At 56.8% G+C, this 19,820-nt stretch carries 21 protein-coding genes and 1 tRNA gene; 8 read left to right on the top strand and 14 right to left on the bottom strand.

What is annotated here, in order from left to right:
- Nucleotides 1-3: 3 nt before the first annotated feature.
- Nucleotides 4-552, bottom strand: coding sequence for a dihydrofolate reductase family protein (locus VNL17_05845; GenBank protein HXI83596.1), 549 nt, complete (start codon nt 550-552; stop codon nt 4-6).
- 392 nt (nt 553-944) lie between these two features.
- Between VNL17_05845 and VNL17_05840 the strand changes: the two genes are divergently transcribed.
- Together VNL17_05840 and VNL17_05835 are read left to right on the top strand one after the other, a co-directional pair.
- Nucleotides 945-1,577 (top strand): peroxiredoxin, encoded by a 633-nt coding sequence (locus tag VNL17_05840; protein HXI83595.1) that lies wholly within the window; start codon nt 945-947, stop codon nt 1,575-1,577.
- A 43-nt stretch (nt 1,578-1,620) separates the two neighbouring features.
- The gene (locus tag VNL17_05835) at nt 1,621-2,760 is read left to right on the top strand and encodes an FAD-dependent oxidoreductase (GenBank protein HXI83594.1); all 1,140 of its coding nucleotides are present in this window, start codon (nt 1,621-1,623) and stop codon (nt 2,758-2,760) included.
- A gap of 16 nt (nt 2,761-2,776) precedes the next feature.
- Here the strand turns inward: VNL17_05835 and moeB are convergent, their stop codons facing one another.
- From moeB to VNL17_05815, 4 genes are all read right to left on the bottom strand, one after another.
- Nucleotides 2,777-4,264 carry a molybdopterin-synthase adenylyltransferase MoeB gene (gene moeB, locus VNL17_05830; protein HXI83593.1) on the bottom strand — a complete coding sequence of 496 codons (1,488 nt, stop codon included), beginning with the start codon at nt 4,262-4,264 and terminating at the stop codon, nt 2,777-2,779.
- A gap of 47 nt (nt 4,265-4,311) precedes the next feature.
- Nucleotides 4,312-4,719, bottom strand: coding sequence for a M67 family metallopeptidase (locus tag VNL17_05825; GenBank protein ID HXI83592.1), 408 nt, complete (start codon nt 4,717-4,719; stop codon nt 4,312-4,314).
- A complete protein-coding gene (locus tag VNL17_05820) occupies nt 4,716-5,651 on the bottom strand; it encodes a cysteine synthase family protein (protein ID HXI83591.1) in 936 nt (311 codons plus the stop codon). The genes VNL17_05825 and VNL17_05820 overlap by 4 nt, the downstream gene beginning before the upstream one ends.
- 24 nt (nt 5,652-5,675) lie before the next feature.
- Nucleotides 5,676-5,751, bottom strand: a tRNA-Ala gene (locus tag VNL17_05815).
- Nucleotides 5,752-5,850: 99 nt separating this feature from the next.
- On the opposite strand from VNL17_05815, the gene VNL17_05810 reads away from it, so the two are divergent.
- Together VNL17_05810 and VNL17_05805 are read left to right on the top strand one after the other, a co-directional pair.
- Entirely contained in the window at nt 5,851-6,033 is a 183-nt protein-coding gene (locus VNL17_05810) for a hypothetical protein (protein HXI83590.1), read from the top strand.
- Nucleotides 6,034-6,129: 96 nt separating this feature from the next.
- Nucleotides 6,130-6,924 carry a BtpA/SgcQ family protein gene (locus VNL17_05805; GenBank protein HXI83589.1) on the top strand — a complete coding sequence of 265 codons (795 nt, stop codon included), beginning with the start codon at nt 6,130-6,132 and terminating at the stop codon, nt 6,922-6,924.
- A gap of 54 nt (nt 6,925-6,978) precedes the next feature.
- Here the strand turns inward: VNL17_05805 and VNL17_05800 are convergent, their stop codons facing one another.
- The 4 genes from VNL17_05800 to VNL17_05785 are packed head-to-tail and all read right to left on the bottom strand — an operon-like array spanning nt 6,979 to nt 10,753.
- The gene (locus tag VNL17_05800; GenBank protein HXI83588.1) at nt 6,979-7,617 is read right to left on the bottom strand and encodes a phytanoyl-CoA dioxygenase family protein; all 639 of its coding nucleotides are present in this window, start codon (nt 7,615-7,617) and stop codon (nt 6,979-6,981) included.
- A 47-nt stretch (nt 7,618-7,664) separates the two neighbouring features.
- Nucleotides 7,665-7,901, bottom strand: a complete 237-nt coding sequence (locus tag VNL17_05795; GenBank protein ID HXI83587.1) for a hypothetical protein — start codon at nt 7,899-7,901, stop codon at nt 7,665-7,667.
- Nucleotides 7,870-9,180: a hypothetical protein gene (locus VNL17_05790; GenBank protein HXI83586.1), complete on the bottom strand. Its 1,311-nt coding sequence runs from the start codon at nt 9,178-9,180 to the stop codon at nt 7,870-7,872. Before VNL17_05790 ends, VNL17_05795 begins: the two co-directional genes overlap by 32 nt.
- 19 nt (nt 9,181-9,199) lie before the next feature.
- Nucleotides 9,200-10,753 (bottom strand): 2-isopropylmalate synthase, encoded by a 1,554-nt coding sequence (locus VNL17_05785; protein ID HXI83585.1) that lies wholly within the window; start codon nt 10,751-10,753, stop codon nt 9,200-9,202.
- A 624-nt stretch (nt 10,754-11,377) separates the two neighbouring features.
- Between VNL17_05785 and VNL17_05780 the strand changes: the two genes are divergently transcribed.
- The gene (locus VNL17_05780; GenBank protein ID HXI83584.1) at nt 11,378-11,632 is read left to right on the top strand and encodes a hypothetical protein; all 255 of its coding nucleotides are present in this window, start codon (nt 11,378-11,380) and stop codon (nt 11,630-11,632) included.
- Between the two features lie 74 nt (nt 11,633-11,706).
- On the opposite strand, the gene VNL17_05775 is transcribed toward VNL17_05780, so the two are convergent.
- The 5 genes from VNL17_05775 to ilvN form a co-directional block, all read right to left on the bottom strand.
- On the bottom strand, nt 11,707-12,720 hold the full coding sequence (locus tag VNL17_05775; GenBank protein HXI83583.1) for a zinc ribbon domain-containing protein: 1,014 nt from the start codon (nt 12,718-12,720) through the stop codon (nt 11,707-11,709).
- Nucleotides 12,721-13,082: 362 nt separating this feature from the next.
- Nucleotides 13,083-13,562 (bottom strand): cupin domain-containing protein, encoded by a 480-nt coding sequence (locus VNL17_05770; GenBank protein HXI83582.1) that lies wholly within the window; start codon nt 13,560-13,562, stop codon nt 13,083-13,085.
- A gap of 24 nt (nt 13,563-13,586) precedes the next feature.
- A complete protein-coding gene (locus VNL17_05765) occupies nt 13,587-13,847 on the bottom strand; it encodes a hypothetical protein (protein HXI83581.1) in 261 nt (86 codons plus the stop codon).
- 10 nt (nt 13,848-13,857) lie between these two features.
- Nucleotides 13,858-14,883 carry a ketol-acid reductoisomerase gene (ilvC, locus tag VNL17_05760; GenBank protein HXI83580.1) on the bottom strand — a complete coding sequence of 342 codons (1,026 nt, stop codon included), beginning with the start codon at nt 14,881-14,883 and terminating at the stop codon, nt 13,858-13,860.
- Nucleotides 14,884-14,945: 62 nt separating this feature from the next.
- Nucleotides 14,946-15,419 (bottom strand): acetolactate synthase small subunit, encoded by a 474-nt coding sequence (gene ilvN, locus VNL17_05755; GenBank protein HXI83579.1) that lies wholly within the window; start codon nt 15,417-15,419, stop codon nt 14,946-14,948.
- A gap of 206 nt (nt 15,420-15,625) precedes the next feature.
- Here ilvN and VNL17_05750 point away from each other — a divergent pair, with 206 nt between their 5' ends.
- The 3 genes from VNL17_05750 to VNL17_05740 are packed head-to-tail and all read left to right on the top strand — an operon-like array spanning nt 15,626 to nt 19,818.
- Nucleotides 15,626-16,900: a hypothetical protein gene (locus VNL17_05750; protein HXI83578.1), complete on the top strand. Its 1,275-nt coding sequence runs from the start codon at nt 15,626-15,628 to the stop codon at nt 16,898-16,900.
- A gap of 2 nt (nt 16,901-16,902) precedes the next feature.
- Nucleotides 16,903-17,580: a carboxypeptidase regulatory-like domain-containing protein gene (locus VNL17_05745; GenBank protein HXI83577.1), complete on the top strand. Its 678-nt coding sequence runs from the start codon at nt 16,903-16,905 to the stop codon at nt 17,578-17,580.
- A 3-nt stretch (nt 17,581-17,583) separates the two neighbouring features.
- Nucleotides 17,584-19,818, top strand: a complete 2,235-nt coding sequence (locus tag VNL17_05740; protein HXI83576.1) for an ATP-binding protein — start codon at nt 17,584-17,586, stop codon at nt 19,816-19,818.
- Nucleotides 19,819-19,820 lie beyond the last annotated feature (2 nt).

Below are 19,820 nucleotides of genomic sequence, written 5' to 3'. Positions count from 1 at the left end.
TGGCTACCTTCTCGGCTCATACCGCATCGCGACCGCGCCCGAGGCGAACTCCAGTCGGCTCACGAGCTTCAAGTCGACACTCTTCGATAGTCCCGCGAACAACGTCGGCCCGTGGCCCGCTATCCTGGGGTGCACCACGAGCTCGTACTCATCGATCAATCCCATCTCCGCCAACGCCAGCGGGAGCTTCACGCCTCCCGTGAACAGTCCCTTACCCGGCTCCTGTTTGAGCTTCTGAACGGCCTTCCCCAGATCCCCGCGCACGAGTTCCGCGTTCCAATCGACGCGCTCCAGCGTGCTCGAGACGACGTACTTCTTTGCCGCGTCGATGGTCCGGGCGAAAGGTTCCGTCCACTCAGGCATCACCACAGTTCGCGTCGCCAGCCGCCACGCCTCCTCCATCATTTGGTAAGTCACACGGCCAAAGAGCAGCGCATCGGCCTGGGCGATGTTTTCCATCGCGTGGCGATGGATGTCTTCGTCCGCGATCCCTTCACGATGATCGCAGCACCCGTCCAAGGTGACGTTGATGGAGTACCGAAGGGGTCGCATTTCGCAAGAGTACCGCCGATGGGATAGACGAGCAAGGTTAGCCCGCTTCAGGGTTCCAAACGAGTAAGCTGGAAGGTGAGGTCCTGTTGTAGCCGCGGCGCTCTGTCGCCGCGCAAGCCTGATCTACAAGCCTTTCCTCCTCATGCCGACAGAGCGGCGTGGCTACAAGAGCAGTTTTGCTTGGGGCTAATACAGCGGCACGTTCGGGTGGATGCGTTCAGCCGCGTCAATGCCGCCGGCGACGTTTTTGACCTTGCTGTGCGGGACTACGAGCTTGTCCTTCGGCAGTCGAGAAAACACTTGATAGCACTGTGTGGGAGGCTACTATGTGGCACGCGAGGGTCGCAGGACGTAAATAATACCGAAATGTCGGACAAGAGAAAGGCACCACTATGGCATTACGATTAGGCGATGTTGCTCCCAATTTTGTAGCCCCCACAACCGAGGGAATCATTGATTTTCACCGATGGCTCGGCGATTCCTGGGGCGTCCTCTTCTCGCATCCGGCCGATTTCACGCCGGTTTGCACCACCGAACTCGGCACAGTCGCCAAGATCAAGGCCGAATTTGAAAAGCGGAACGTCAAGGTGATGGCGGTCAGCGTAGACCCGCTGGAAAAGCACCACGACTGGATCGCGGACATCAATGAAACGCAAGCCGTCACAATGAATTTCCCGGTGATCGCGGATGAAAAACGCCAGGTCGCCACAGCGTATGACATGATTCATCCGAACGCGGACGACAAGGCCACGGTGCGGTCGGTGTTTATCATTGGGCCCGACAAGAAAATCAAATTAACCCTGACTTACCCGGCCAGCACGGGGCGCAATTTTGCTGAAATCCTGCGGGTGATTGATTCACTGCAATTGACAGCCAAACACAAGCTGGCCACACCGGCAGATTGGAAACAAGGGCAGGACTGCATCGTCGTGACGGCGGTATCCGACGCGGATGCAGAGAAATTATTCCCCAAAGGCGTCCGCAAAGTGAAGCCTTATCTCCGCTACACCCCGCAGCCCGTTTAGCCGCGGATCGGTGTAAGCAAATGACCGTCAATTTAGCAGTTCTATGAAAAAGCGCGTCCTCGTTCTCGGCGCCGGCTTCGGCGGGCTCGAACTTTGCACCATGCTTTCCGAGGCGTTCGGCGATGGCATCGACGTGACGCTGATCGACAAAGGCGATGCCTTCGTTTTCGGCTACTCGAAGCTCGACCTGATGTTCGGGCGCACGACGCTCGACGCGGTGCGGCTGCCTTACAAGGAATTCGTAAAGCCTGGCGTGCGTCTCCTCCAGGAGACAGTCAAGTCGATCGATCCTGTCGCCAAACGCGTCACGACCGATCGCGGAACTCATGAGGCAGATTTTCTGATCGTCGCGCTCGGCGCTGATTACGATTTTGACGCTACGCCGGGTCTGGCGGATACCACCGAGTTCTACACGGTTGCGGGTGCGGCGCGTCTGGGGAAGATCCTCCCGACGTTCACCAAAGGCCGCGTCATCATCGGCGTCTGTGGAGCGCCGTTCAAGTGCCCGCCGGCGCCCAGCGAAGCGGCGTTGATGATGCATGATTACCTCACTACCCGGGGCATCCGCAACGCCTGCGAGATCACGCTGATCCTCCCGCTCGAAACCCCGGTGCCTCCGTCACCCGAGACCTCGCGGGCGTTGATCGCCGCGTTCGCGGAGCGGAACATCACCTTCGTTGCCGACCGCGAAGTGAAGTCGATTGACGTGAAGCGACGGGTCGCCATTATCGACGACGGTCGCGAGTTTCCCTACGACCTCTTCCTTGGTGTGCCTGTAAACCGCGCCCCAAAAATCCTCGAGGAGAGTGGCATGACCGAAGATGGGTATGTGTCGGTGAAGCCCAAGACGCTTGAGACGCGCTTCCCCGACGTGTATGCCGTCGGCGATTGCGCAAGACAGGGCACACCAAAAGCCGGCGTCTTCGCCGAGGGCGCCGCGCGCGCCGTCGCCACCACGCTGATCGCGCGGCTACGGAACAACGAGGCCCCACTAACCCACGCAGGAACGGGCTCATGCTACATTGAGTTTGGGGCCGGGCGGATTGGTCGCGTCGACGTCGACTTCTTTTCCAATCCTGATCATCCGACGGGCACCTATCACGAGCCGTCGGTCGCCATGCGCGCCGATAAGGAGCATTTTGGTGCAAGCCGCCGCGCCCGCTGGTTCAACCGCCAGCCGTGACGCGACGCGCTAACGGTTAATACTGCGGCATGTCCGGGTCGATGCGTTCGGCCCAGGCGTTGATGCCGCCGGCGACGTTCTTGAGCTTGCTGTAGCCCTGCGAGCGCAGGAATCTCAGCGCCCGCGCGCTACGGCTACCCATCTTGCAATGCAGCACGATGAGTTTGTCCTTGGGCAATTCCTGAAATCGCTGCGGTAACTCCGGTAAGGGGAGTTTGACCGAGCCTTCGAGGACGCTGATCTCGAACTCGTCGGGATTGCGAACGTCGACGAGGACAAAATCCTCCTTACGGTCGCGCATCTTCTTGAGGGTCTCGACACTGATGTCGTCGGGACCGAGGCCTTCATCTTTCTGTTCCACAATGGAATCCCCTGAGGAACCTTCGTCCTCGCCGCGACCGATACCGCAGAACTGGTTGTAGTCGATCAATTCGGTCACCGTCGGATTCTTGCCGCACACGGGACAGTTCGGATCGCGCGGGATTTTGTACTCGCGGAAGCTCATGTCCATGGCGTCGAAGCGGAGCAGCCGGCCCATGAGCGGTTTGCCCTTGCCGATGATGAGCTTGACGGCTTCGTTCGCCTGGATGTTGCCGATGATGCCGCAGATGACACCGAGCACGCCACCTTCGGCGCAACTCGGGACGAGCCCCGGCGGCGGTGGTTCGGGGTACCAGCAACGGTAGCACGGCCCGCCAAGGTGCGGCGCAAACACGCTGGCCATACCTTCCCAGCGGAAGATCGAGCCGTACACGTTCGGTTTCTTGAGCATCACGCACGCGTCGTTGACGAGGTAACGGGTCGGAAAATTGTCTGTGCCGTCGAGGACGAGATCGTAGTCCTTGATGATGTCGAGCGCGTTCTCGCTGGTGATCTTGACGGGGTAGGGGATGAAATTAAGGTTCGGGTTGATCGCCTTGAGTTTCTCCTCGGCGCTCTTGAGCTTGTGTTTCCCCACGTCGCCCGTGAAATGAATGATCTGCCGCTGCAGGTTACTGAAGTCGACCGTGTCAAATTCGACCATGCCGATTGTTCCGACTCCAGCGGCAGTCAGGTACAAGGCGATAGGCGAACCGAGCCCACCCGAACCGATGAGCAGCACCTTAGCCGCCTTGAGCCGTTCCTGCCCTTCCATGCCTACTTCCGGCAGGATCAGGTGGCGCGAATACCGTTTGATATCTTCATTGGTGAGTTTCGCCCGGTCCTTGATGATCGGGTCGAGCTTGGCAAGGTTGCCGCCCGCAATCGACGGGACAATGGAAATCTCATCACCCTCATTGACAGGCGCATCGTCGCCCCGGGCGCGAATGTCTTCGTCATTGACGTACACGCGCACGAAATTGCGCAGCTTGCCGTCCTCGCTGTAGAGGTGCGGACGCAACTGCGCGTGCTCCGTGGTCAAATTGCCGAGGACCTCACTGATCGTTACGCCGGCCACCTCGACCGTCGATTGCCCATTGGCAAAGCGGCGCAAGGCCGTTGGAATTGTGACTTTAATCGCCATGTTCTCTCCTGTGTGACCCTGAGACCCGCGGAGGGTAGTCTACCGCATTACGTCGAAAATTCAATACTCTCCTGGTCGAAGGCCGAACGGTCGTCCCGCAGCCGCCAGGAATTCGACTCCACCGCTTTGCCTTTGACAACCGAGACAATCAGGTACGAAAAGTCGGGCCACGCGTGATCGAGGTCGAACTGCGACGGCCGGGCGGCGACATCTGGATGCGAGTGATAGATGCCCAGCACCTGCAGCCCGCGTTTGTCGGCTTCACGCTCGATTTTCAGATACGCCAATGGGTCGATCAGGTAACGATTGCGGGCACTGTCATTCCGCTGGTTGTCCGCAGAAATCACCTCGGTGACGGTCCCATCCCGACCGAGCATCACGCCGCAACCCTCGTTCGGGTAACTTGCCTCGAGGTGCGCGTGGATTTGATGCAGGAGTTGCTGCGAGAGTTTCATGGCGTCTCCCAGAATTTCTCGCTCTGGTAACGGTTACCGGCGTCGGGGCAAATGGCGACGAGGGTGCCTTCCTGGATGGTCGCCGCGATTTTCAACGCGGCGCAAATGGCGGCGCCAGAACTGACACCGACGTAGAGGCCTTCTTCGCGGGTCAGGCGTTTGGCCATTTGCTGCGCGGCTTCCGTGGATATGCCGAGAATTTGGTCGGGAATGTTGGCATCGTACAACTCAGGCACGTGCGACGCGGTCTCCATGTGCTTGAGGCCTTCGAGTCCGTGGAACGGGCCCTCGGGCTGGATGGCAATGAGCTTGATGTTTCGGTTGAACTCGCGGAGTCGCTTACCGGTGCCCATCATCGTCCCGCTGGTGCCGAGGCCGGCGAAGAAATGGGTAATCTTGCCATCGGTCTGTTGGATGATTTCGGGACCCGTGGTCTCGTAGTGAGCGCATGGGTTTTCGGGATTCCCGTACTGGTCGGGGTAGACGTAGAGGTCGGGTTGCTCATTGTCAAGCCGCTGCGCCGCGAAGAATGCGCCGTCGCTGCCTTCGGTGGGGTCCGTGAGAACCAGATCGGCTCCGTACGCTTGGAGCAGTTTCTTGCGTTCGGCGCTGGCGTTGGCGGGCATGAGCAGTTTGCAACGGTACCCGCGCCGCGCGGCGATCATCGCGTAGGCGATGCCGGTGTTGCCACTCGTTGCGTCGAGGATGACCTTGCCCGGCGTGAGTTGGCCCGACAGCTCGGCGGCGCGAATCATGCGGTACGCCGCGCGGTCCTTCACGGAACCGCCGGGGTTGTACCACTCGGCCTTGGCGAGGATGCGGACGCGGGGAAACTCCTTGCCGACGCGGAGCAGGGGAATGAGCGGCGTGTTCCCGATCGTGCGCAGTAGCGCGTCGGCATCGTCCGAAGGCAGTAGGGACTGTTCACCCATCGTCGTTATCGGTATCAAAAAAGCTGGTGGAGATGAGGGGATTCGAACCCCTGACCTCCTCGTTGCGAACGAGGCGCTCTACCAATTGAGCTACATCCCCAGCCGTGGTGCAGCGGCACACCATTCCAAAAATACCCCCCCGAGTCAAGCCACCAAGCCCGCTACGGATGTGGCACGTCGCCTGCTAAAGACACCACCCATGAAACAGAATGGAAGCAAGTCCACCCGTAAGAGCGCTCCGACCCTGGCGGAGTTGATCTCCACAGTCAACGAACTAACACGTGATGAGCAGCTTGGCGCGTACATCGTGGCTGACCTCATCAATTCACGTAAAGTGCGCCTGGAAGGGGAGTTCCACGGACACCGCGTCCTCGTTGACTAGACATTTTACGGTTTAAATCGAGCGTCTTGCGCGACGCTCTCGGTTTTGCAAAAAAGCCTGCCATTTCGCGCTCATTTTTGACACACTCGCGCAAAAATGAGCGTGCCCTTTCGTCCCAAACGTAGATTTGTCATCGGCGTAATCCATCTTCAACCCCTCCCCGGCTCCCCCAAATGGGGCGGCAACCTCAAGTCGGTCATCGACCATGCCCTCGTTGACGCACGGGCCTATGAACGCGGCGGGGTGGATGCGATTATCGTCGAGAACTTCGGCGATGCGCCATTCACCAAGGCCAGTGTCGATCCCGAGACGATTGCCGCGATGTCGGCGGCGGGCTCCTCGATACATGCCATAACCCGCTTGCCGCTGGGCTTTAATGTTCTCCGCAACGATGCCCGCGCCGCGCTGGCGCTATGTGCGGCGTGCGGCGGCAGCTTCATCCGCGTCAACGTCCACACCGGCGCGATGCTTACCGATCAGGGCATCATCGAAGGCAACGCGTACGAAACGGTCCGCTACCGCGAACGGATTTGCCCGGCGGTGTCCATTTTTGCCGACGTGCACGTGAAGCACGCGGTACCGCTCGGGAACTTCGAGATCGAAGACTCAGCGCGCGATACGCTGGAACGCGGCCTGGCCGACGCGCTCATTATTTCGGGAACGGGCACCGGTGTCGCGGCGGACATTACCGACGTCCAACGGGTGCGCCGTACCTGCCCGAACGCGAAGATTCTGCTCGGCAGCGGCATCACCCTCGGCAACGTCCGCGAGTTTCTTCGCCACGCCGATGGAGTCATTGTCGGTACATCAGTGAAGAAGGGCGGCAAACTCTTCCATCCCGTCGATCCCCGTCGGGTGGCTGCGCTGGTCAAAGCGGCCCACGCTGGATAGGGACCGGGATCATTCCACGCAACGCATCCGCAGGGTTTTCCCCGCAACGTCGGACTAGGCTTTAAACGCCCAGTTGAGTTTGCCGGGCAGGGGTTGGGAGGCAAACTCGATATGCAGGACGCGGCGGTGTGACGGGTTTGTGGCCTTTGAAGAGGCGTGTAGAAGCAGCGGCCGCATCACGACGGCGCCGCCGCGTTCGACTGAACATATCACAGGATTGCATCGATTGACCCAAATTTCGGCATCTTCTTCGGGAATAAGGCCAGCATGGTGCGAACCCGGAATAACACGAAGTGGCCCGTTCGATTCGTCGGTTTCGTCCAAGTGCAAACGTATCGTGAGCATTTCTTTCAAAATAGAAACCGGCGGTTGGACGTGGTGGACGCCAGATTTGATAGTCCACAGTGTGAAGCCGGGCGTTTCGTGTCGCTCGCGCACCGCAATAGTGCGGTCTTGATGCCACCCAACCATCCAATTTGCCTGCGGATTCTTGTCGAAGAACAGCCCACGCACCGCAAACGCATCCGGGCCCAGGATGGATTCAACGATGGAACGAACCTCAGGTGAATGCGCCGCAGATTGTACTTCAGCAAAGTCCGCCAGCACATTACGGCGACCGCCACCCAATTGGGCATCCTGCATGAGCGCGAGCAAATCGTTCACGACCTTTGCATCAAGGACGGTCGGGACCACGGCGAAGCCATTGTGAGTAAGGCTTTCGACCAGTTCGTCCGATACAATCATAGCCCAAGCTTTGCCGCTCTGGCAAAAACCTGCTTGGCCGCATCCCGCAATTCCGCGATACGGTCGAGTGCGTCCTGATGAACGCGGATTCTTTCGGCTGGCGTACGACGAAGGCTGGCTTCCAGCAGGTTCATGTCGCAGCCGTAGGCGGCGGCTCTGACCCAAGCGTCTTTCTTTGCCGCGCGGGCCGTCCGCGAACGATTACTGGCGGGATGGTTTTTTGCGGGGTTCATTTTCCGTTTCGGCCGCCTGGTGTTGTGTTTGTTCAAAATTAGGGAAGTGTTCGATCATCTCACTGCGCGGGACCATCAAGCTGATTATTGTTTTAACTGTTGCGGCACCCTCATTTAATTCTACAAGCTCCATCCCGGTTTGCCTTTGGTCCGTAGCATCGATTGTAGAGTTAATGTGTCTTACGAGCTCGTCACTCTTCTCCTTTGTCATAAGAGGAGCTCGATTCCCGTAGTCAGACGTGCGAGGTCCAGCCTGTTTACGCCAAATCTTCCAAATCACTGAGTCGGAGTTCTCAACTGGATAGTCCCCGTACTCGACATCACGTTGACGCTTCTGCTCCGGTGTTAAACTTTGCCACTCTTCATTGAGGTGTTTCAAATCTGCCTTTAGCACGTTTCCCTCAATGAAGTCTTGGTTTTCTCGCAATAGTGGTGGTGCAAGATTCTTGTGGAACCGATCAGTGGAAGCAAATGCCATGCAAAAGGGCAGGTAGTAGCAGTACTCTAAATCCACGCGACTTTTCTTTTCCGGTAACGAAGCGATCTGACCTCGAACAAGACCAAAGGCGAAAGCAAGACTAACCTTGACACAATAATGAGCGTAGGGCGCAAAGTCCTTGAGGTAGGTGGATGGCCGCATTCGCCATCCGGTATAAATTGCGTCGCGTACGCTTTGTCTGAAGGAAAACTCTTCCATAAGCCATTCCAGGCAAAAATCCTGCATGTTAGGATTTGATAGTATGTCTTCAACTGCAGAGACAACATCTCTTACATCACTAACACGACGTACGATCACATACTCTTTAGCAAGACGGCCTTCATATTTCTGTACGTCGATCACGCACGAATGTTTACGCCAATCTTCGGCTATGGAACGGTCCTCGTCGGCAAACCGACCTTCAAGCCATCTTATCAGCGCTCGATTCTGCCAGGTCACATCATGAAAATTCAAAATTTCCCCATTAGGCAATCGCTTGCGCTTAGGTGGCTCGGGGATTGCGCTGCCGCCCATTTCAAATTCAGCGCCTAGAAGCTCTATCCGGCAAAGATGTCTGTGGTCCATATTAAAGAGAACACCAGGTAAAAGCATTCGGGAAGTCCAAGCCTTTACCTGGTCTTGTCTATGAGGCGAAGCCTTATCTGGCCGCTCCAAGTCTGCGAGAGTTTCCAGAAACAATACGGGAGGCACATTGAGAAAGAAGTGATGCTGCAATCGCTGCGCTTCTTCATGCACCAAGTTCTGAAGAGTCGATAAGTCTAGTAAGAGGACTGGTTTCATTAATTGTACGTCCTCTCTTTCACAGCGTCGGCTTTTCAGTTTCGGCGGTGCGGCGTTGCTCGAAAAGGTAGCGGTTGAGGGCATTCAAGTAGGCGAGGGCGCTGGCTTCGATGATGTCGGTTGAAGAGCCTTTGCCGGTGACAACGCGGCCGGCATCACCGTTGAAGTGAACGCGTACGGTAACCTCGCCGATGGCGTCCTTGCCGCGGGTGACGCTGTTGACGCTGTAATCACTGAGACTGCCTTTGAGGCCGGTGATGCGGTCGATGGTCTTGAGCATCGCGTCGATCGGGCCGTCGCCGGTGCCGGCGTCGGCAATCGGTTCCTGTTTGTCGGCGCGGATGAGGCGCAACGAGGCGGTCGGGATTTCACCGGTCATGACGCTGAGGTAGCCCAGTTTCCAGACCTGCGGCACTTCGGTAAACTGGCCTTCGACGATAGCCGTGACGTCTTCGTCGTACACCTGCTTCTTCTTGTCGGCGAGCGTCTTGATCTGGTCGGTGATGCGGCGGACTTCCTCTTCGCTGAGTTTGTAGCCCATCTCTTCGAGCTTTTTGCTGACCGCGTGATGGCCCATGTGCTTGCCCCAGGTGAGTTCGCTGGAGCGGCCCACGTCCTCGGCGCGCATGATTTCGTAGGTCTCGCGGTTGGCCATCATGCCGTGCTGGTGGATGCCGGCTTCGTGGGCGAACGCGTTGTCGCCGACGATGGCCTTATTGCGCTGCACGACCATGCCGGTCATATGCGAGACGAGACGGCTGCTGCGATAGATCTGCGAGCTGTCGACGTTCGTCTGATAGCCGCTGAACGCGTCGTGGCGCACCTTGAGGGCCATAACGATTTCTTCGAGCGAGGCGTTGCCCGCGCGTTCGCCGATACCGTTGATCGTGCACTCGATTTGACGCGCGCCGTTCTGGATCGCGGCGAGCGAGTTGGCGACGGCGAGGCCGAGGTCGTTGTGGCAATGGACGCTGATGATGGCGTTCTTGATGTTGGGGACGTGATCGTAGAGGTGCTTGATGAGCGCACCGAACTGGTGCGGCGCGGCGTAGCCGACGGTGTCGGGGATGTTGACCGTTCTGGCGCCCGCCGCGATGACGGCTTGGGTCACTTCGGCCAAGAACTCGGGCTCCGTGCGGGACGCGTCTTCGGGTGAAAATTCCACGTCTTTACAGTGACTGAGCGCGCGTTTCACACCTTCCACGGCGCGCTTGAGGATTTCGTCTTGGGCCATCTTGAGTTTGAATTCGCGATGGATGGCGCTGGTGGCGAGGAATACGTGAATGCGGGCGCGGTCGCCCGCCGGTTTCACGGCTTCGGCGGCGCGGTCGATGTCCTTATCGACACAACGCGCCAAGCCGGCGATGCGCGGACCTTGGACCTCGCTGGCGATGGCTTTCACGGCCTCGAAATCGCCGTCGCTGGCGATGGGGAAGCCCGCCTCGATGATGTCCACCCGCAAGCGCGCGAGCTGCCGCGCGACCTCGAGTTTCTCGCGAATGTTCATCGACGCGCCGGGGCATTGCTCGCCGTCGCGCAACGTGGTGTCGAATATCAATATGTGCTCACTCATGACGGTACCTTTCTAACGCAAACGGCGGGGGAGGAAAATAAAAAACCCACCCCGACGCTCGCGTCGGGATGGGTTCGAAGTTCTGTCTAAAGACCTCAGCCCACCGTCTCCGACGCGAATCGGAGAGCCAGCAGAGCCAGTGATAGACCGAGGTTCTTGTTCATTTACGTGGGTATGTGTAGCAGGGGACGGGCCGGAAGTCAAGCGGGAGGGTTTTAGGTAGTCCCCTAATTTGAAGTCCCCTTGCTTACTAGGAGTTCTTCCAATTCATCGCAATGATATACAGCCCTGATATTTTCTGTCGGCGCATCGTGTTGTACCACGGAAAATATAGCAATTGGGCCTTGGCGTAGCGGTATATATGCGACCTTCCCAATCGCACCGGCTCTACGGTACTTGATAAGCGCCTGGCATTCGTGAGGAACGCCTTCTGATAGGGCATCATTGAGCGGTCCAACCTTCACGTGAAGGCCTTCCTTGACGATTGCAGGATTGATCATGCGTGTAGTTTACTACGCATCTGCCGATTTTCAAATTAGCGGACTACCTCCCGCCGACCCCACGTGACGACACCACCGTAGCATGGTAGACTACTGCACGCAAAGTGCAGAAGTGAGGTTCAATATGATTACATGCAAGATTGAAATTGTGAAAGTTCCGGGGGCCGGGTATCGGATTCAAATGATTCCTGATGAAACGCAAGCAACTCGAAAAGAAATACACGTTGCAAGTTGCATCAATCACGCGCTAAACCCGGTCTTCGATTACCTTATGGCGAGGGGGAAAATGGGGAAAGCGATTGAAGCGAAAGACGTCGAGCTTATGAAAAAGTTGTCCGCTCAAATGATTAGCGATTTCGATTCTCTCGGTTCAAATTAGGGCACCACCGGGATTTAGATAAAATCTCAGTGTTCAACACACGCACCGTGTCGTGCAAATTTTCGGTGTTATAGTCATTTAGGTGGCGGCCCCCAAATCTCCTCGAATAGGGATTGATACTCGTGATCAGCTGAACCCACCTCTGCCCTTGTCAATTGAGCGGCGTTCAAATAAGTACTTGCTGAGGGATCGCCTTGCATTAAGCCCTGATTGTACTTCAGGAGATTGGTTAGCAAGTCCTGATTCAGTCGCCCGAGACGGTCGGCTTTTGTAGCAATGGTTTCGAGTTGACCAGCGAATTTGGAATACTGTCCGTTAGATTGTTTTTCAATGGCTGGGCATTCTTTCAGCTTTTTTTCGACCAGAGAGGACATTGTATGAAGAGAGTTTGCGACATCTACATACTTAGCTTCATTGGCCGACAAAGACTCGTTTACAATAGAGATGTTCGTTTGAATCTGATTCCTGTTAGTTGGTTCCGGAGTATATGCCGCCCACAAATCAGTGTCTTGTTTTTTGAACTGTTCTAACTGCGGCGCGAGTCTGATCAGAATTGATCTTGTATCTTGATTTAATTGTTTTGCATCTGTTCGGATCTTGATGTCTGCAATCGCGGCTACCAGAAACCCGGCTACAAACCAAGCGATGAGACCCGACACAAAAGAGCGAACGCCTTGATTGGTGATTTTACGCATTAGAAGTTTGTTCCGAAGCCAAAAATACAGTGGCACGAGAAGGGCCAAGCCCAGTAGTTGAAGAGAATTTACAAATTCAGTACCGCAAAAAAGCCCATAATCTTTATAGGAATTGCTGCTTCCAACCCAAAATATCCCCGCTGCAATGTACCAACCCCAACCCCATTTCTTCGGCTGTTTAACCTTGAGATCGGTTGCGGGAGGTGTAGACGCAATTGACAAACCAGGTTGTGTTGTAGGAGCGGGAGATAGCTGATCGTCGGAAGGCGGATGCACGATTGGTACTGGCTTCGATAGATCACCTTTGGGAGCTGCAGACAAGTCGAAGCCACAGATTGAGCAAAAATTCGCATTCTCTAATTGGATTTTAATGCCGCAATGAGGGCAAAACATGTCGCATACCTTTCGTTAGAGGAGCGAGTCAAACTGCATACGCCTAAGGTTTGGATTGTAAGCAATAGCTGGACAAAAGCAATCTCGTACAGGCGATCTGCGCCTCACAGTAATGATGACAACTGCTGGATATCGTAATCTAATAATTTTGCTGGACATGGTGTGGTGGGGTGGGTATGGTCAGCGCGGTTCTTTGACATAGGCGAAGAAGGAAAGCGGTGAGCGCAGAGCGGAAGATCAGAAAAAGGGGGGGATTGGGCCATAAAATACACAAATTACGAAACGAACCCCCCAGTTAACATGCCGAATGACAAGGTATTACGAAGATGAGGTCCGGCGTCTTGCCGGGAAAATACGCCTGTCTATTCTTCGCCGTCGTAATAATCGAGGGCTTCGGAGCGGATGAGCCTGGTAGATGGGGAACGAACCGCCCATTTGTCGCTGTCGGGATAGTGACAGGATTCACCGATGGGATTGTCGGCGACGACGTAGATGACGAGATCGACGGAGCTGTTGTTGATCAGTTGGTGCGCTTCGCCCGGCTGGAAGAGGAAGGCGTCGCCGGTTTCGATGTCGGTATTGCCGTCTTTGTGGCGGACAACACCTTTGCCGGAAATGACGTGGTAAAACTCCCATTGCGCGCTGTGAGAATGATAGGGGTAGGGAGTCTGGCCGGCAGGGATGCGGAGGATCTCGACATCAAACGGATGCCGCTTCATCAGGTCGGTCGATTTCGGATTGCGGCCCAGTTCTTCCGAAAGGCCTTTCCCCGCGCCGGCGAATTTACCCTTGGGGGAAGACCAAGAGTACTCCTGGATGTCCTTCGTGTTGACCTTGCGCATCGGCCGCTCCGATCCTCGACACCACTACTTCTTTCCGATGGCAACGCCGAGGCCGACAGCGATGAAGGCGATGGGCACGATGATCGCGAAGGTCATCTCGTGTTTCATCCAATCGCCAAAGAACGACTTGTCCATGAAAGGATTGGTGACGACCGTGCTTTGATGATTGTCGAACGGGTTCGACAGCGTCGCGCTGTTCTTGTTGGAATAATCGTAGCGCGCGTAGCAGAAGCTGAGAATCGCGAGGACAATGGCCACCGCAATGATATTGACTCGACTGCGCATGCTGACCTCCTCAATAAGCGGCCTGGGCGCCGCTGAGTTTGCGTTTCTTCATCCACGGGAAGTTGGCGCGGATCTGTTCGCCGAGTTTCTCGATGGGATGATCGGCGCCGCGCTTCATCAACGCGTTGTAAACGGGGCGGCCCGCCTGGTTCTCGGTGATCCATTCCTTGGCGAAGACACCGCTTTGGATCTCGCCGAGAATTTTCTTCATCTCGGCACGGGTCTCGTCAGTGATGATGCGTTTGCCGCGGGTGATATCGCCGTACTTCGCGGTGTCGCTGATCGAGAAGCGCATGCCGCTGATGCCCGCTTCGTAGATGAGATCGACGATGAGTTTCATTTCATGCAGACATTCAAAATACGCCATCTCGGGAGCGTAACCGGCTTCGACGAGCGTCTCGAAGCCCGCGAGGATCAATTCCGAGCAACCGCCGCAGAGGACGGCCTGTTCGCCGAAAAGATCGGTCTCGGTTTCTTCGCGGATGGTGGTTTCGAAGACCGCGGCGCGAGTCGCACCGATACCCTTGGCCCACGCGAGCGCGACCTGCTTGGCCTTGCCGGTAGCGTCCTGATGGATCGCGACGAGCGAAGGAACGCCTTTGCCTTCGGTATACATGCGGCGGACGAGGTGGCCAGGCCCTTTCGGGGCGACGAGAAACACATCGACATCCTCGGGCGGAACGATCTGGCCGAAATGCAGCGAGAAACCGTGCGCGACGCCGAGCGCCTTGCCTTTTTTCAGGTGCGGCGCGATCTCACGGCGGTACGTCTCGCCGTGGCGCGTGTCGGGGATCGTGATCATGATAACGTCGGCTGCCTTCGCGGCGTCGGCGACGGAAAGGACCTCGATACCCTGGCTTTTGGCGACCGCAGCCGACTTGCTGCCCTCGTAGAGGCCCACAACAACTTTCACGCCGCTATCCTTTAGGTTGAGCGAGTGGGCGTGGCCTTGCGAGCCGTAGCCGATGACGGCGCAGGTTTTGCCCTTGAGGTATTTCAGGTCTGCATCTTTGTCGTGATAGATTTTAGCTGCCATGATTTTTCCTTACGTGTGTTTGAGATCCTTCGTCTCGCTCAGGATGACACCGCTGCGCGGCGTCACTTTCGCGCCATCGCCACTTTGCCGGTGCGCGTGATGTCGCGGACGCCGAACGGTTCCATCAATTCCAAAAATTTGGTGATCTTTGATTCGTTGCCCGTGATCTCGATGGTCAGGGCCTTATGGGCCACGTCGACGATCTTCGCGCGGAAAATGTCGCAAATCTGCATCAGCTCGGAACGCGTCTTGTTGTCCGCGTTGACCTTGATGAGGACGAGTTCGCGGTCGACGTACTCGCCTTCCGGGAAATCCTGGACCTTGATGACGTCGACGAGTTTGTTGAGTTGTTTGGTGACCTGCTCGAGCACGGTATCGTCGCCTTTCACCACGATGGTCATGCGGGACTGCGTCGGGTCCTGCGTCGGGGCGACGTTGAGTGTGTCGATGTTGAACCCGCGGCCGCTGAACAGCCCCGAGATGCGGGTCAACACGCCGAATTTATTCTCGACCAAGACTGAAAGGGTATGCCTCATAAAGCGCCCCGCTTATACGGCAATCTGTCGCGCCAATCAACCCCCATTTCTTCGTACAAAAATGTACAAATCTGGCCGTTTATCGGCACCAGAACTCGGCAACGCAGCCTGCGGCACGTCGGGTGCTAATTTATGTGTATATGGGTGGCGTCCGCAAATTTCTGGCGCAGGCCGAACTATGCGCTTGCGTTGTTGCCATCGTCACAATGACTGGCATTACCTGCCGTGGCGACGACACAAACGACGTTCGGGAACAACTGCGCGTCTTGCAGCAACAGAACCAGCAGCTTCAAGAGCAGCTCAACCGGCAACAGCAAATGATCGATTCATTGTCGCGAAAAGTGTCCGAAGTGGACACCGCGAGCCAGGCGCGCGCGAGCGAACTACAGTCGGAACTCGCCACGCCACCCGCCGTCGCGACTCCGGCAGCCAAGCCTTTCTCATTCGGCAAGATCGTCCTGAGCGGCGAGGGCGGACTCGCGTTTTTCGAATCAGGCTCCCAGGGCCAATTTCCCAATGCAGAGTTTCGCATTGACGAAGCAAGACTGTTTCTCGACGCCCAGGTTTGGGACGACACGTATTTCTTCACGGAATTGGACCTCGCGACCCGCGAGAACCCGGGCGTGAACGTCAGCGTCGAGGAACTGTACGTCGATTTCGAAAATGTGTCGCGGCTGTGGAACCAGGATCGCATGCTAAACATCCGGGTGGGCCGTTTCAATATTCCGTTTGGCGAAGAATACCAGACACGCTATGCCATCGACAATCCACTGATCGCGCATTCTCTCAGCGATATTTGGGGCGTCGATCAAGGTCTCGAAGTGTACGGCTGCCTCGGAAAATTCGATTATGTGCTCGCCGTGCAAAACGGCGGAGTCAACGTGGACGATTTCAATGCCGACAAAAGCATCGCAGGCCGATTGGGCTACAGTCCCACCCACTGGCTGCGGCTCAGCGCCAGCGCGATGCGCACGGGGAACATCAACGTCCAGCAGGACGGAATCGCCGCGCTGTGGTTCGGAAATGCCTATCTCAGTTCCATTGGATCGCCGAGCACCACCCTGTTCCATTCGGAACTGGCCGAAGGCGATGTCCAACTGCGACTGGGGCGCGGCCAAATCAAGGCGGCCGGTGGATACCTGCATTATGGGGACAACGACACTGCCGCGAACAACAATCGCGATGTGTACTACTACTTCGTGGAAGGCCAATACGACGTGACCAAGAAGCTGTTCGCGGCGGCACGGTTCAGCCAGATCATGGCCAACGACGGCTTCCTCCTGATTGGCGATGGCAGCTTTCAAAATTACGGCAGCGCTCTCAGCAAGAACCTCTGGCGTCTGACCCTGGGCACGGGCTATCGCTTCAGCCCCAACCTTGTTTTGAAAGCCGATTACAGCCTCGAGCGCGGCGAGCAGTCGAACGGTGAAACGCGCGACCATGAAGACCTGTTCGACATCGAACTAGCCTACCGATTCTAGGCATGAAAACATACCAGATACTGTTTCTGGGTTGGCTGGTGACGACGGCCGGGGTGGACGCGGGGACGATCACCGGGACCGTGAGCGCGCATGGCAAGGAGGGCGCGGATGAGGATGTGGCGGGCGGGAAGTACGCAAGCCACAAGTTCAAATTCGCGGAACGCGTTGACTATAGCCAGTTCCATGATTTTGTCGTGTCAATCGACCAAACATTTTTGGAGAAGATGGCCCCGCCAGCTGCGCCGTTGCATGTAGTCGTGCAGAAAGACGCGGCATTTTCGCCGCACATTTTGCCCGTTCTGGTGGGTACCACGGTGGATTGGCCGAATCACGACGAGATCTTCCACAATGCTTTTTCAATTTCGGAGGCGAAACCATTCGATCTGGGTCTTTATAAAGACAAGGTCAAGCAAGTGACCTTCGACAAGCCCGGTCGTGTTGACGTGTTCTGTTCCATCCACTCGACGATGCACTGCATCATCCTGATATTTGAAAATCCTTATTTCGCAATGACGGACGCGAACGGCCGCTTCACGATTCCAAACGTACCCGCGGGAACCTACAAACTAAAAGCCTGGCATGAACGCCTGCCCGCCACGACGAGGGAAGTCACGGTCCCTGAAAAAGGGGAGGTCAGAGTCGATCTGACTCTCGGCATTACCGGCCTGCCAGAATACTGATCCATGAACAGCAGGCCATCACAACGACGATTCACGGTTAAGGCAAAGGTGCTCTTTCCCGTTGTCACCATTATGGTGGTGCTTGTCGTCAGCCTGCTGTGCATTGCCAACCACCGCATGACCGCCCAGGTCCAGGCCGAGGCTGGGCGACGCCTTGCGACTGCCCGCGCGGTTTTTTCAAATTCGCAAAGGATTCGTGCCAAGCATCTGCTGATGCGTTTCAGCAATATCGTCAACGAACCGCGCATCGAAGCGGCGTCGCAGCTTGGCGAGCCCAAGACAATGCTTCACCAACTCAACGAGTTGGTCGGCGAAGTCGACGCGGATATGATCACCTACACCTCGGCGAACGGTCGTCCTCTCGCCAGTGTCCATCGCGACCCGGAATTGAATTTAACGGAATTTGAATCGACCGCGTCCTCATCCATCCGCAAAGCGCTGGAAGGCCAGCCGAACGTGGATACCATCAGCGTGAGCGCAAGGTTGTTCGACGTTGTTTCGGTTCCCATAAGCGTTAGTGACCACCTCGTAGGTGTGCTGACCATCGGGACAGAAATTGGTGACGCAGTGGCCCACGATTTCCAACAACTCACACACAGCGAAATCGCGTTATTCACGCACGGGCGCGTGGCCGCGTCCACGCTTTCCAATCTCCCAATACACGACCAATTCGTCGCGACGCTCGGCAATCATTTTCCGATTGCGGGCACGCCACAAGAGGTCCTCCTTGGCGGCGAGCATTACCTCGCCATGGCGGGCCGGTTCCCCTCCCTCAGTGGTGACGAACGGCTCGGCTACGTCCTTTACTCTTCCTACGAGCAACCCCTGGCAGCCCTGCGCGCAACGCAGCGCGTACTCTTGCTGTTGGGAGTCCTGGTAATCGCGTTGAGCACTGCCGTTGTCTGGGTGTTGATTGGACGCATCACCCGTCCCCTGCGCCAGTTGCGTGAGATGGCCGAGCGGGTGGGTCGTGGCGATTTCTCACAGCGTGTGGACATCGAGACGCGCGACGAATGTGGCGAACTCGCCGTAGCATTCAATCAAATGACCGGCAACCTGAAGACATCCCTGGACGAATTGGAGAAAACCGTTGAGAACCTGAAGAACACCAAGGCGCAGTTGACGCAAAGCGAGAAACTATCCGTGATCGGCGAGTTCGTGGCGGGGGTCGCACACGAACTAAATAACCCGCTGGCTTCCGTGTACGGGTTCGCCCAGATGCTGCAGCGTCCCGGCGTGATGGAGGGTGGGAAACACAGTCACTACCTGGATCGCGTCTTGCGGGAATCACAGCGCTGCCACAAGATCGTTCAAAACCTGCTCAGCTTCGCGCGACAAAGTACGCCGGAGCGGAAGCGAATCAACCTGGACGATCTCGTGCGCTCTGCACTGGAGATCCTTCAATACCAGTTGCATACCGGTAATATCGAGGTTGTCACCGATCTGGATGGATCTTCACACGATGTGGTCGGTGATTCCCATCAACTCCAGCAGGTCTTCGTCAACATCATCAACAACTCACGACAGGCGATGGAGTCGCATGCTTCCAACGGAATACTGCGCATTTCGACCCGGGTCCTCGATGGTCGGGCTGGCGTTTCATTTGCAGATAACGGGCCGGGAATCTCCCCGGAAAACATGGAAAAGATTTTCACCCCATTTTTTACGACCAAGGAACCGGGCAAAGGTACAGGGCTCGGCCTGAGCCTGTGCTATGGCATCGTCACGGAACATGGTGGCGCACTCCGAGTGAGCAGCACCCTGGGCCAGGGAGCCACGTTTGTTGTCGACCTCCCTGTCGCAGAGAACGCGGGACCGTCCGGCGTCGAAACATCGGAAACGGTTGCCATCGTATCGTCGGCGCCCGGGAACTCGGGCAAACGCGTGCTGGTTGTCGATGACGAAGAAGCATTGCGCGACCTGATATCGGACGTGCTGGTGGCCGAGCAGTACGACGTGGATACGGCGTCCGATGGGGAAGCCGCGTTGCGCAAGACCCGGAGCGCGCGCTACGACCTGATCCTCTGTGACTGGAAAATGCCGGGCCTGAATGGGTTGGATTTCTACCAACAACTGAAGACCACCAATCCAGAGACCGCGTCTCATTTCATTTTCCTGACCGGAGATGTCGTGGGCGCGCAGAAAGCCCTTGGCACGCAGGCCAGCTGTTGGCTTCCCAAGCCATTCTCACTGGATGAACTTCGCGGCGCGGTGAACAGGGTTGCTGTCGCCGTGTGATG

Source organism: Verrucomicrobiia bacterium (assembly GCA_035577545.1).
In the GTDB taxonomy this organism is placed as follows: domain Bacteria; phylum Verrucomicrobiota; class Verrucomicrobiia; order Palsa-1439; family Palsa-1439; genus Palsa-1439.
The sequence above is the reverse complement of the archived record's forward strand: the minus strand, read 5'-3'. Positions and strand labels throughout refer to the sequence as shown.